The 13517-nt window shown below is 58.8% G+C and carries 11 protein-coding genes; all 11 read left to right on the forward strand.

What is annotated here, in order from left to right; translation table 11 throughout:
• Positions 1–13 precede the first annotated feature (13 nt).
• On the forward strand, positions 14–199 hold the full coding sequence (locus tag XH85_RS10130) for a HypC/HybG/HupF family hydrogenase formation chaperone (protein WP_306469171.1): 186 nt from the start codon (positions 14–16) through the stop codon (positions 197–199).
• Positions 196–1338, forward strand: a complete 1143-nt coding sequence (gene hypD / locus XH85_RS10135; RefSeq protein WP_128931780.1) for a hydrogenase formation protein HypD — start codon at positions 196–198, stop codon at positions 1336–1338. The genes XH85_RS10130 and hypD overlap by 4 nt, the downstream gene beginning before the upstream one ends.
• On the forward strand, positions 1335–2381 hold the full coding sequence (gene hypE / locus XH85_RS10140) for a hydrogenase expression/formation protein HypE (protein ID WP_128931781.1): 1047 nt from the start codon (positions 1335–1337) through the stop codon (positions 2379–2381). Before hypD ends, hypE begins: the two co-directional genes overlap by 4 nt.
• Positions 2382–2775: 394 nt before the next feature.
• A complete protein-coding gene (gene ald, locus XH85_RS10145) occupies positions 2776–3888 on the forward strand; it encodes an alanine dehydrogenase (RefSeq protein WP_128937187.1) in 1113 nt (370 codons plus the stop codon).
• Positions 3889–4614: 726 nt separating this feature from the next.
• Positions 4615–4809, forward strand: a complete 195-nt coding sequence (locus tag XH85_RS10150) for a 4Fe-4S binding protein (protein WP_035730311.1) — start codon at positions 4615–4617, stop codon at positions 4807–4809.
• Positions 4810–5006: 197 nt separating this feature from the next.
• Positions 5007–6503: a Fe-S cluster assembly protein SufB gene (sufB, locus tag XH85_RS10155; protein ID WP_128931782.1), complete on the forward strand. Its 1497-nt coding sequence runs from the start codon at positions 5007–5009 to the stop codon at positions 6501–6503.
• 66 nt (positions 6504–6569) lie between these two features.
• Positions 6570–7322, forward strand: a complete 753-nt coding sequence (sufC, locus tag XH85_RS10160; protein WP_164934971.1) for a Fe-S cluster assembly ATPase SufC — start codon at positions 6570–6572, stop codon at positions 7320–7322.
• Between the two features lie 19 nt (positions 7323–7341).
• Entirely contained in the window at positions 7342–8664 is a 1323-nt protein-coding gene (gene sufD / locus XH85_RS10165) for a Fe-S cluster assembly protein SufD (protein ID WP_128931783.1), read from the forward strand.
• On the forward strand, positions 8661–9908 hold the full coding sequence (locus XH85_RS10170) for a cysteine desulfurase (protein ID WP_128931784.1): 1248 nt from the start codon (positions 8661–8663) through the stop codon (positions 9906–9908). The genes sufD and XH85_RS10170 overlap by 4 nt, the downstream gene beginning before the upstream one ends.
• A gap of 462 nt (positions 9909–10370) precedes the next feature.
• Entirely contained in the window at positions 10371–11873 is a 1503-nt protein-coding gene (gene nifD, locus XH85_RS10175) for a nitrogenase molybdenum-iron protein alpha chain (RefSeq protein WP_128937189.1), read from the forward strand.
• Positions 11874–11939: 66 nt separating this feature from the next.
• Complete coding sequence (nifK, locus tag XH85_RS10180; protein WP_128931785.1) at positions 11940–13496, forward strand: nitrogenase molybdenum-iron protein subunit beta; 1557 nt, start codon at positions 11940–11942, stop codon at positions 13494–13496.
• The last annotated feature ends 21 nt before the right edge of the window (positions 13497–13517 follow it).

The following is a 13517-nucleotide window of genomic DNA, read 5'->3' on the forward strand; positions in this document are numbered from 1 at the left end:
TCTTCCCAACGACATGGCTACGGTGTCCATCGATGGCATCAGCCTGGAGATATCGATTGCTCTTATCGACGAGCTCGAGGTCGGCGATTGCGTCCTTGTCCATGTCGGCTATGCGCTGGCCAAGATCGATCCGACGGAAGCCAAGCGCACGCTGGAGCTCCTGCAGGAGCTAGGCAGCGCAGGAGAACGCCGATCATGAAATATGCCGACGAATTTCGCGACAAGGCCATCGCGCAGGGAATTGCGCGTGCGATCGGCGCCGAGGTCAGTTCGCGAAGGGCCTATCGGTTCATGGAATTCTGCGGCGGACACACTCATGCGATCTCCCGCTACGGCCTGGAGGATCTGCTCCCCGCGAACGTTCGCATGATCCACGGGCCCGGTTGTCCCGTCTGCGTTCTGCCCGCCAGCCGAATTGATATGGCGATCCGGCTCGTCGACCGACCAGAGGTCACTCTGTGCGTCTACGGCGACCTGATGCGCGCGCCTGGGTCGCAAGGACAGTCCCTGTTGCGGGCCAAAGCGCTCGGCGCCGACATTCGAATGGTCTACTCGACGCTCGACGCTATCCGGCTCGCCGAACAGGCGCCGCGCCGCGAGGTGGTCTTCTTTGCCATCGGATTTGAGACCACGACGCCTCCGACGGCGGTGATGATCCGAATTGCCGAGAAGAAGCGGCTGAGGGGGCTCAGCGTGTTCTGCAACCACGTGCTCACACCCTCTGCGATGCACAGCATTCTCGAGAACCCCAAAATCCGCGACACCGGCGGGGTTCCAATCGACGGCTTCATCGGGCCTGCACATGTCAGCACCATTATTGGTACGCAGCCTTACGAGCCTCTGGCGGAACAATTCGGCAAGCCGATCGTGATCGCGGGATTTGAGCCGCTCGATGTGATGCAGGCGATCCTGATGCTGGTACGGCAGGTGAACGAAGATCGCTACGAGGTGGAGAACCAATACAGTCGTGCGGTGACGCGTGAAGGCAATCGGCGCGCCAAGGAGGAGGTATCGCAGATATTTGAACTGCGCGAGCAGTTTGAATGGCGAGGGCTCGGACTCGTACCCAACAGCGGACTGAAGCTGAAGCGGGCTTACGCGCAATTCGACGCCGAGACGCGTTTTGCGATCCACGACCTGCGTGTCGCAGACAATCCCGCATGCGAGTGCTGCGCGATCTTGCGTGGCGCCAAGCGGCCGGTCGACTGTAAGCTGTTTGGAACCGTCTGCACGCCGGAAACTCCCATAGGATCCTGCATGGTGTCATCGGAAGGCGCTTGTGCGGCGTATTGGGCCTACGGTCGAGTTCGCGATGAACAGTTGAGGCGGACGTCATGAGCGTAAAGGCTTATCAACGCAAGCTCGACGTCAAGAACGGACGCGTTGATCTTTCCCATGGATCCGGGGGCCGTGCCATGGCACAGCTGATCTCCGGCCTTTTTCACCAAGCCTTTGGTAATGAATGGCTCGCCCGCTGCAATGATCAGTCGACGTTTGACGTTGCGGCAGGCAGGATGGTGATGACGACCGACGGCTATGTGGTTTCCCCGCTGTTCTTTCCCGGCGGCAATATCGGGTCACTGGCTGTGCACGGCACGATCAATGATGTCGCGATGTCCGGCGCGCGTCCCCTCTATCTGTCGGCCAGTTTCATCATCGAGGAGGGCTTCCCGTTTTCGGATCTGAAAGCGATCGCGGATTCGATGGGCGCGGCAGCGCGCGCGGCTGACGTTTACATCATTGCCGGAGACACCAAGGTCGTCGAGCGCGGCAAGGCGGATGGTTTGTTCATCTCTACGACCGGCATCGGGATTGTGGCCGATGGGCTCGATCTCTCCGCCGACAAGGCAAGGGTCGGGGACCGTGTGCTGGTGTCCGGTAGCCTCGGCGATCATGGGGTGGCGATCATGTCAAAACGTCAGAACGTCGCTTTTCAAACCGAGGTCGTCTCGGATTCCGCAGCGTTGCATAATCTCGTAGCGGTCATGGTTGCCGCCGGCGGTAGCAGCATCCGGGTGATGCGCGACCCCACGCGGGGTGGGCTTGCCGCGACCCTCAACGAGATTGCGCATCAATCCGACCTCGGGTTCCGTCTGGAGGAAACATCCATTCCGGTGAAGCCCGCGGTTGCAGCTACCTGCGAGCTCCTTGGTCTCGATCCGATCCATGTCGCCAATGAGGGCAAGCTCGTTGCGATCGTCGCGCCTGATTTGGCCGATGCCGTGCTTGCAGCCATGAAGGCGCACCCGCTCGGGTCCGATGCAGCTGATATTGGCGAGGCGGTGGCTGACGATCGGAAATTTGTGCAGATGGCGACCGGTTTCGGCGGCCGGCGAATCGTTGATTGGTTGTGGGGCGAACAATTGCCTCGGATCTGTTGAACACATTGCGCATCGTCCAGTTTCTTGGAAACCAAATTTATGATCAATGGTCATTAGCCAAGAGCCATCAGCTTTGGAAAACGATCCCTTCTATGGGCAAGCCTACCCAACGGCAGACCGCAACTCCGCTCTTTAAGAAGTTTCGGCGAGGCTGGATTTGGGTTGTTAGCTTTTCCACGAGCCGAGAGCGCAATTCGAAACGATTCATCGCGATCACACATTTTGGACGGTGAAGCTCAGCGAGCATGGTCATACGATCCGCTCGGCACCGGTGGATTTGAAATCCTGCGAAGCTTGCCAAATATCGCTGAATTTCTGCGTCATTTTGACCGCTGCGTCGCAATATCCCTGCTCGCTTCCGATTAGAAAGGCGAACCAGGCAGGGAGTTTTCAAATGAAGGTCGGAGTCCCCAAGGAAATCAAGGCGCACGAATATCGCGTGGGCCTTACCCCGGGAGCTGTCCGCGAATACGTGGCAGCGGGCCACCGCGTGATGATCGAGACCGATGCCGGCGCTGGCATTGGTGCAACCGACGACGATTATCGCAATGCTGGCGCAACGATTCTAACTTCCGCAGCTGAGGTATTCGCATCGAGCGAGATGATCGTAAAGGTTAAGGAGCCTCAGCCGTCCGAATGGTGTCAGCTGCGGGAAAATCAGATCCTTTTCACTTATCTGCATCTCGCCCCCGACCCTGATCAGGCCAAGGGCCTCCTGAAATCTGGATGCACCGCGATCGCCTATGAGACCGTAACTGATGCGCATGATGGTCTTCCGCTGCTGGCGCCGATGAGCGAGGTCGCGGGTAGGCTTGCGATCGAAGCGGCGGGTAGCGCTCTGAAGCGGAGTGCAGGCGGGCGAGGGCTGTTGATCGGTGGGGTGCCCGGTGTTCAGCCTGCCCGTATCGTGGTGATCGGAGGTGGCGTCGTCGGTACGCACGCGGCACGCATGGCGGTCGGTCTGGGCGCAGAAGTGACTATCATCGACCGTTCGATACGCCGGCTCCGCGAGCTGGACGAGCTATTCGAAGGACGCGTTCGCACCAGGTTTTCGACTATCGACTCCGTGGAGGAAGAGGTATTTGCGGCGGATGTGGTGATTGGTGCAGTGCTCGTTCCAGGTGCGAGCGCGCCGAAGCTGGTCCGCCGGAGCATGCTGAGCTCGATGCGCAAGAGGGGGGTGCTAGTGGACGTCGCTATCGATCAGGGCGGCTGCTTTGAGACATCGCACCCAACCACTCACGCTGATCCTACTTACGAAGTGGATGGCGTCATTCATTATTGCGTGGCGAATATGCCCGGGGCTGTACCGCTGACCTCGAGCCAGGCACTGAATAACGCGACGCTGCCGTTTGGTTTGGCTCTGGCCAACAAGGGTTTTTCCGCCGTACTCGAAAATCCGCATTTGCGCGCGGGCCTCAACGTCCATCGGGGCCGACTAACTTACAAAGCGGTGGCCGAAAGCCTCGGGCTGCCCTTCTCACCGATCGAACAGGCTGCGGCCTGATCCCAGAGGCCCTTATGGGCGTTTCCTCCCTGACTTAGGCCACCCTCCGGGGTGGCTTTTTTTTGGCTCCATCGATCTGCTGACCGCCGTCGGCATTTATTTGGAACGCGGAGCGAAGCGAAGGATCACCAGACGAACGCCTGGCTTCAGTCGCCCGCACGTTCGCCCATACAGGGCATATGAATGCCGGTTTTGCCAGGTAATCCAAGGCAATTGAGAATGCGTCCCGCGGGTCCGCAGGGGACCCGCAATCATGGAGCGACTTTATCAGGCGCGATCGCCGTGTCCCTTTCTGGCTGGCTGTGGAACGCCGACCGGACCGGTGATGACTGCGCGGGTCGCTTATCGCGGTGCGGTCGCCGAAGCCGCCGCTGTCCCGGTGAGTGGAACCAACAAGATGCGGCTTGGGGTCGACCTGACACACCGGCGGAGAACTTTGTGAAGTCGCGTGGCGCATCGATCATAGCCGCGGCACGGCGGCCTTAGGATGCGTCGCAGGCTCGCGAACGCGATTTACCTGATCGCTAACTGCCGAGAGATCGACCATGCGCAAACGACGGCATCGAGATCAAGCTGCTGTCATGCGTGTTGTAGGAATTGCGACAACGTGTCGAGGCGGCGACTTGCGTTATCGAAAATAGCCCAGACAAATCAAGGTTAAACTGTCTGGCACAGGACTTGAAAGCAAGAAACTGTCCCGCAACTTTTGCTCATGGAATCGCAGTGATGGCCTACAAGATAATCGCATCCCAGTGCACCGTCTGCGGTGCGTGTGAGTTCGAATGTCCCAATGCCGCGATTAGCTTGAAGAACGATATATATGTGATCAATCCGACCCAGTGTACGCAATGTGAGGGACATTTTGACGCGCCGCAATGTGCCGTCGTTTGCCCGGTGCCCGATACCTGCGTGCCGGCATAGGTGGGGGAGCCGATGAGAGGAGCTCCGGCGCGAAACATGATGAAGACGCTATCGTCAGCCGCCGTCTTTTGGATCCATCTCCTGTTTCTCTCACGCGCTGGCTCCGAGTTGGCGGCGACTTGCGCGATCCGCTCAGAGAGATTGCGGGGCTATCCTCGCCGGCGGGGGGGGGTGTCGTTGCGCGAGTGGAGCGGGCAATGGTAGCTCTACAAGAGACGGTCGAGCGCGTGAAGCGCATCGACGTCGACCAGTATCGTTATGGGTTTGAAACCCTGATCGACTCCGAGAAGGCCCCCAAGGGGCTCTCGGAAGAGATCGTAAAGTTCATCTCGCAGAAAAAGAATGAACCCGCCTGGATGCTCCAGTGGCGGCTGGAAGCCTATCGGCGTTGGCTGACCATGACCGAGCCGACCTGGGCGCGCGTCGAATATCCCAAGATCGACTTCCAGGACATCTACTATTACGCGGCGCCGAAGCCGAAGAAGATGGTCACCTCGCTCGACGAGATCGATCCGGAGATCCTGAAGACCTACGAGAAGCTCGGCATTCCCTTGCGGGAAGTCGCCATGCTCGAAGGCGTCGAGCCCAAGGTGGGCGAGGAAGACCCGGCCCGCCGCAAGATCGCGGTCGATGCGGTGTTCGATTCGGTCTCGGTTGCGACCACCTTCAAGGAGGAGCTGAAGAAGGCCGGCGTGATCTTCATGCCGATCTCGGAGGCGATCCGCGAGCACCCTGAACTGGTGCAGAAATATCTCGGCTCCGTGGTGCCGACCTCCGACAATTTCTACGCGACGCTGAACTCGGCGGTGTTCTCCGACGGCTCGTTTGTCTACGTGCCGCCGGGCGTGCGCTGCCCGATGGAACTGTCGACCTATTTCCGCATCAACGAGCGCAACACCGGCCAGTTCGAGCGCACGCTGATCATCGCCGACAAGGGCTCCTACGTCTCCTATCTCGAGGGCTGTACCGCGCCGCAACGCGACGAGAACCAGCTGCACGCGGCCGTGGTCGAGCTGGTCGCGCTCGACGATGCCGAGATCAAATATTCGACGGTGCAGAACTGGTATCCCGGCAATTCGGAAGGCAAGGGCGGCATCTACAATTTCGTCACCAAGCGTGGCGACTGTCGCGGCAACCATTCCAAGATCTCCTGGACCCAGGTCGAAACGGGTTCGGCGATCACCTGGAAATATCCGAGCTGCATTCTCCGCGGCGACAACTCGCGTGGTGAGTTCTACTCGATCGCGATCTCGAACGGCTTCCAGCAGGTCGATTCCGGTACCAAGATGATTCATCTCGGCAAGAACACGTCGAGCCGCATCATCTCCAAGGGCATCGCCGCCGGAAAATCGCAGAACACCTATCGCGGTCTCGTCACCGCGCATCGGAAAGCGACCGGCGCACGCAACTTCACCGCCTGCGATTCCTTGTTGATCGGCGACAAATGCGGCGCGCACACCGTGCCGTACATCGAGGCGAAGAACTCCTCGGCAACCTTCGAGCACGAAGCGACGACCTCGAAAATCTCCGAGGACGTGCTCTTCTACTGCATCCAGCGGGGCCTTTCGCAGGAAGAGGCGGTCGGCCTCGTCGTCAACGGCTTCGTCAAGCAAGTTCTGCAAAGACTGCCGATGGAGTTCGCAGTGGAGGCGCAGAAGCTGATCTCGATCTCGCTCGACGGATCCGTCGGATAACCAAACCTCCCGCGAGCCCCCTCGAATGCGGCTCGCCAGATGATGCATTTCAGGGGTCAGATCAGAATGGCGCTACTCGAAATCCGAGATTTGCATGTTGGTGTCGAAGACCGCGAAATCATTCGCGGCCTGCATCTTAGCGTCCATGCCGGTGAAGTGCACGCGATCATGGGGCCGAACGGTTCCGGCAAATCGACGCTCTCGCACGTCATCGCCGGCAAGCCGGGCTATGAGATCACCGGCGGACAAATCCTGTTCAGGGGCCAGAACCTCTTGCAGATGGAGCCAAATGAACGTGCCGCCAAGGGCGTGTTCCTGGCGTTCCAGTATCCAGTCGAGATCCCCGGCGTGACCACCATGAACTTCCTGCGGGCGGCACTGAACGCCCAGCGCAAGGCGCGCGACCAACAGGAATTCTCCACCCCCGAATTTCTGAAAAGAGTCCGCGAGGTGGCCGGTTCGCTCAACATTCCCCGGGACATGATCAAGCGCGGCGTCAATGTCGGCTTCTCCGGCGGCGAGAAGAAGCGCAACGAAATTTTGCAGATGGCGTTGTTCGAGCCGAGTCTGTGCGTCCTTGACGAGATCGACTCCGGCCTCGATATCGACGCGCTGCGTATCGTCGCCAGCGGCATTAACGCCTTACGTTCGCCGGAACGAGCGATGATCGTGATCACCCACTATCGGCGGCTTCTCGAGCATATCGTGCCGGACATTGTGCACGTGATGTCGAAAGGGCGGGTCATGAAGAGCGGCGGCAAGGAACTCGCGCTGGAGCTCGAGGCTTGTGGCTACTCCCAGTTCGAAGACGCGGCCTGACGGCTCTAGGGATTTCCCGATGAAGCAGGTTTTGGTCAAAGCCGACGCCGGACGCGCAATGGGCAATGTTTTCGCTGCGGCGCGTGGACGGCTGCCTGGTGCAGGCCCTGTCCTCCAAATCCGGGCGAGGGCATTCGAGGTCTACGAGCGTACCGGCCTCCCGCATCGGCGCATGGAGGATTGGAAATACACAGATCTGCGCGCCCTGATCAGCGAGGTGCTGCCACTCGCTCCGCGGCCGGATGCTGAGGCGCTGGTGCGCGCAAAGGTCTCGGTCAAGCAAGTGGCTGCCGATCAGGCGGTCAAACTGGTTTTGGTGGATGGCATATTCGCGCCGGAGCTATCCGATCTCGGCGGGCTCGGAAACGAAGTCGTTGTGCGGTCGCTGCGAGAGGTTCTGGAGAATTCGGCCACTGGGGCCATGGCCGGTCTGGTGCTGTCGACGACGAGCGATTCAGCGATTTCGCTCAATGCCGCAATGGCGACAGATGGCCTGGTGATTACGGTCGCCGACGGCCATGCGGTGGAGCGTCCAATTCAAATCGTTCACGTCGCAACCGGGCTGTCGGTGTCCACCTTTACACGCTGCTATCTGCAGCTCGGTAAAGGAGCGCATGCGGACATCGTGGAAAGTTTCGTCCCGGCTGAACGCGCGAGCGGCTATCAAGCCAACGATGCGATAATCGCCCTGGTTGGTGACGAGGCGAGCCTTTCGTATATCCGCGTGGCAGCTGCTGCCTCTGACGCCGTAAACATCTCGTCGGCGATCATCGCAGTCGGCGCCAGGGCTAAGCTCGACCTCTTCAGTATGACCTGCAGCGGCTCCATCAGCCGCTATCAGGGATTCATCACGCTAGCCGGCGAGGGAACCAAGCTCTCGGCGAATGGGGCTAATCTCATCAGGGACAAGCTCCACGCGGACACAACGATCGTGGTCGACCACGCCATGCCACATTGCACCAGTGGGGAGAAGTTCCGCGCGGTCGTAGACGATTGCGGTCGCTCGGTGTTTCAGGGCCGAATTATCGTTCGTCCCGCCGCCCGGAAAACGGACGCCACCCTGACGACGCGAGCGTTGCTCCTATCCGACAAGGCCGAGGTCGACAATAAGCCGGAGCTCGAAATCTTGGCTGACGACGTGACCTGCCGCCACGGAGCGACATCGGGTGCGCTGGACGACACTCTCGTATTCTATCTGCGCGCTCGGGGGCTATCAGAGAAGGATGCGCAGATGTTGCTGATTAAAGCGTTCCTTGGCGAGTCGATTGAGGAGATCACTTCCGAGAATCTGCGCGATTTTGTGACGGCGCAAGCTGAACACTGGCTGCAGGCGGGCCGATGAGCGCACATCCCGCCGTGAGCAATGGCATTTATGAGGTCAACCGTCTGCGTACAGACTTTCCTGCGCTCGCCATGACGGTGTACGGCAAGCCGCTTGTTTACCTCGATAACGCTGCATCCGCGCAAAAACCCAACGCGGTGCTTGACCGTATGATGCAGGTGTACTCCAGCGAATATGCCAACGTTCATCGCGGCTTGCACTACCTCGCTAACGCGGCGACGGAGGCGTATGAAGACGCCCGTACCAAGGTGGCGCGGTTTGTGAACGCGCATTTAAACGAAGAGATCATCTTCACCCGGAGCGCCACGGAGGCAATCAATCTGGTGGCCCAGACTTTTGGCCGTGAACGCATTAGCGCGGGTGATGAGATCGTTCTCTCGATTATGGAACACCACTCCAACATTGTGCCATGGCACCTTCTCAGGGAACGACACGGTGCAGTGATCAAATGGGCCCCAGTGGATGATGACGGAAACTTTTTGCTCGATGATTTTGAGCGACTGCTGACCCCGCGCACCAAGATGGTTGCAATCACACAAATGTCGAACGTGCTCGGCACGGTGTTGCCGGTGAAAGACGTGGTGAGGATCGCGCATGCTCGTGGTATCCCGGTGCTGGTCGACGGCTCGCAAGGATGCGTCCATCTGAGCGCCGACGTCTGCGACATTGATTGCGATTTCTACGTCATGACGGGCCACAAACTCTATGGTCCGACGGGGATCGGTGTGCTTTACGGCAAGTCTGAGCATCTGGCATGGATGCCGCCCTTCAATGGCGGCGGGGAGATGATCCGCGAGGTCTCGCGTTCCGGCGTCATTTATGGTGATCCGCCACATCGCTTCGAAGCGGGTACGCCGCCGATCGTCGAAGCCATCGGTTTAGGGGCGGCTATCGATTACATCAATTCAATAGGCAAAGTGCAGATCCGCAGGCACGAGAGCGTACTGCTCGCTTACGCGCAGGAGAGGCTGGCGGACATCAACTTCGTGCGCATGATCGGGACCCCGGCCGAGCAGGGGCCGATCATTTCCTTTGATATGAAGGGTGCGCATGCCCATGATATTGCCACGGTCGTCGACCGCGCTGGTGTAGCGATGCGGGCGGGGGCCCATTGTGCGATGCCGCTGCTCAAGCGCTTCGGCGTGCTGGCGACGTGCCGTGCGTCACTCGGACTTTACAATACACGTGAAGAGATTGATGTGCTCGTGCGTGCGCTTATCAAGGCGCGGCAGCTGTTCTCGTGATCGGCGAGCCTACGACTCCGGGTAGGCAGCTCGCATTGAGGTCTGTAGCATGAGGTCATGCACCTCATCGTCATCGCAGCAGGTAAGCACCTGTAGGTCTCAGCAAGCATAGATTGCATCCGCAAGCCTGTGTCGGGCCAACCGGCCTTGCAGCCGGTCTTCCTGTACGGCCGCCTTCGGCGAGCGCGATCGCAGAGTACTGCGATCGCGGACACGCTCGAGAATTGGGCGGGGAATTTCAGGCATAGCCAGCCCTTGTTCCATTTCGAACAGGGCCAAACCAAGAGTTCTCTGCCCAAAGCGTGATGTCGGCTTCGCAACAACACCCCCTGTGACCGCACGGGGCGCGCTAAGCGATTGTGACTGTTTTGTTTTTTGTGCTCACGAGGCGCTGGCATGCTGGTTGCAAAAGTCTTGCTCAAGAAGCCGCCGTCGCAACAGCTAACCTTTGAAGGACATCAGATGAGTCTCGCTACGACCCAGAGCATCGCAGAAATCAGGGCTCGCAACAAAGAGCTGATCGAGGAGGTGCTGAAGGTCTATCCGGAGAAAACCGCGAAAAGGCGTGCCAAGCACCTCAACGTTCATCAAGCCGGCAAGTCAGACTGCGGGGTGAAGTCCAACATCAAATCCATACCTGGCGTGATGACGATCAGAGGCTGCGCCTATGCAGGGTCAAAGGGGGTGGTCTGGGGACCGATCAAGGACATGGTCCATATCAGCCATGGCCCGGTCGGCTGCGGTCAGTATTCGTGGGGCTCGCGACGCAACTATTACGTTGGCACGACGGGCATCGATAGCTTTGTGACCCTGCAGTTCACCTCCGACTTCCAGGAAAAGGATATCGTATTCGGTGGCGACAAAAAGCTGGTCAAAATTCTTGACGAAATCCAGGAGCTGTTTCCACTCAACAACGGCATCACGATCCAATCGGAATGCCCGATCGGCTTGATCGGTGACGACATCGAGGCCGTGTCAAGAGCGAAATCCAAGGAATATGGCGGCAAGACCATCGTGCCGGTCCGTTGTGAGGGCTTTCGGGGCGTGTCGCAGTCACTAGGCCACCACATTGCCAACGACGCGGTGCGGGATTGGATTTTCGACCAGCTCGAGCCCGACGGAAAATCAAAGTTCGAGCCGACGCCGTACGATGTTGCGATCATCGGAGACTACAATATCGGCGGCGACGCCTGGTCATCACGAATTCTGCTGGAGGAGATGGGCCTGCGGGTGATCGCGCAGTGGTCCGGCGACGGTTCACTGGCTGAGCTCGAGGCAACGCCGAAGGCAAAGCTCAACATTCTGCATTGCTACCGTTCCATGAACTACATCTCACGCCACATGGAAGAGAAGTTCGGTATTCCGTGGTGCGAGTACAACTTCTTCGGACCTTCAAAGATCGCAGAGTCGCTGCGCAAGATTGCGGGTTATTTCGACGACAAGATTAAGGAAGGTGCCGAGCGGGTGATTGAAAAGTACCAGCCTCTGGTGAACGCCGTGATCGCGAAATATCGTCCGCGCCTGGAGGGCAAGACGGTGATGCTGTACGTCGGCGGGCTCCGTCCGCGTCATGTGATTGGCGCATACGAGGACCTCGGGATGGAAGTCATTGGCACCGGATACGAGTTCGGTCACAACGACGACTATCAGCGCACAGCTCAGCACTACGTAAAGGACAGCACGCTCATCTACGATGACGTCAATGGCTACGAGTTTGAGCGCTTCGTCGAAAAGCTCCAGCCTGACCTTGTCGGCTCGGGCATCAAGGAAAAATACGTTTTCCAAAAGATGGGTGTGCCTTTCCGGCAGATGCACTCCTGGGACTATTCGGGTCCATATCACGGCTATGATGGCTTTGCGATCTTTGCGCGCGACATGGACATGGCCGTCAACTCGCCGGTCTGGAAGAAAACGAAGGCCCCTTGGAAAGAAGCTTCGAGGGCCAAGCTCCTGGCTGCAGAATAAAGCAACTCATCTCGCTCTCTGGGAAAGCCGGGGCGACACCAATCTCGATAGTGAAGGACTTCAACAATGGCGCAGAGTGCCGAACACGTGCTCGATCATCTCGAACTGTTCCGCGGTCCAGAATACCAGCAGATGCTGGCCAAGAAGAAGATATTCGAGAATCCTCGCGATCCCGCCGAGGTCGAACGTATCAAGGAATGGACGAAAACGGCCGAATATCGGGAAAAGAACTTTGCGCGGGAGGCGCTAGCGGTAAATCCGGCGAAGGCCTGCCAGCCGCTTGGCGCGGTATTCGCCTCTGTTGGCTTTGAGGGCACGCTGCCCTTCGTCCACGGCTCGCAAGGCTGTGTGGCCTACTACCGCAGCCATCTGTCGCGGCACTTCAAGGAGCCTTCTTCCTGCGTCTCTTCGTCGATGACGGAAGACGCTGCCGTATTCGGTGGCCTGAACAACATGATCGACGGGCTCGCGAACAGCTACAACATGTACAGACCCAAGATGATTGCGGTCTCCACGACCTGCATGGCCGAGGTGATCGGCGATGACCTCAACGCCTTCATCAAGACGTCGAAAGAAAAAGGCTCGGTTCCGGCGGACTTCGACGTGCCGTTCGCCCACACGCCGGCGTTCGTCGGCAGCCACGTCACCGGTTATGACAATGCGCTCAAGGGCATTCTGGAGCATTTTTGGGACGGCAAGGCCGGAACAGCGCCGAAGCTGAAGCGAAAGCCGAACGGGGCGATCAACATCATTGGGGGGTTCGATGGCTATACCGTCGGAAACCTTCGCGAGATCAAGCGCATCTTGGCGTTGATGGGCGTCCAGCACACGATTCTCGCCGATAATTCTGAAGTCTTCGATACTCCGACAGACGGCGAATTCCGGATGTATGACGGTGGCACGACGCTGGAAGATGCGGCCAACGCGGTTCACGCCAAGGCGACAATCTCGATGCAGCAGTGGTGCACCGAAAAAACGCTGCCATTCGTGGCTGAGCATGGCCAGGACGTCGTATCCTTCAACTACCCGGTGGGCTTGTCCGCAACAGATGAATTTATCGTCGCGCTGTCACGCATCAGCGGCAAGGAGATTCCCGAGCAACTCGCGCGAGAACGTGGCCGCCTGGTCGACGCCATCGCTGACTCCAGCGCGCATATCCATGGCAAGAAGTTCGCGATCTATGGCGATCCGGATCTTTGCTATGGGTTGGCTGCGTTTCTGCTCGAGCTCGGCGCCGAACCGACTCATGTGCTGTCTACCAACGGCAACAAGGCGTGGCACGAAAAAATGCAGTCGCTGCTTGCAAGCTCGCCATTTGGGCAGGGCTGCCAAGCCTATCCGGGCCGAGACCTCTGGCACATGCGCTCACTCCTGTTCACCGAGCCGGTCGATTTTCTGATTGGCAACACCTATGGCAAGTATCTGGAGCGCGATACTGGAACGCCACTGATCCGCATCGGCTTTCCGGTTTTTGATCGACATCACCATCACCGCTCCCCCCTATGGGGCTATCAGGGCGGCTTGAATGTGCTGGTGAAGATCCTGGACAAGATCTTCGATGAGATCGACAAGAAGACAAACGTTCTTGGCAAAACTGACTACAGTTTCGACATCATTCGTTGATGATCGACCGTGCGCGTGCCA

The sequence above is a fragment of the Bradyrhizobium zhanjiangense genome, from assembly GCF_004114935.1.
GTDB lineage: Bacteria > Pseudomonadota > Alphaproteobacteria > Rhizobiales > Xanthobacteraceae > Bradyrhizobium > Bradyrhizobium zhanjiangense.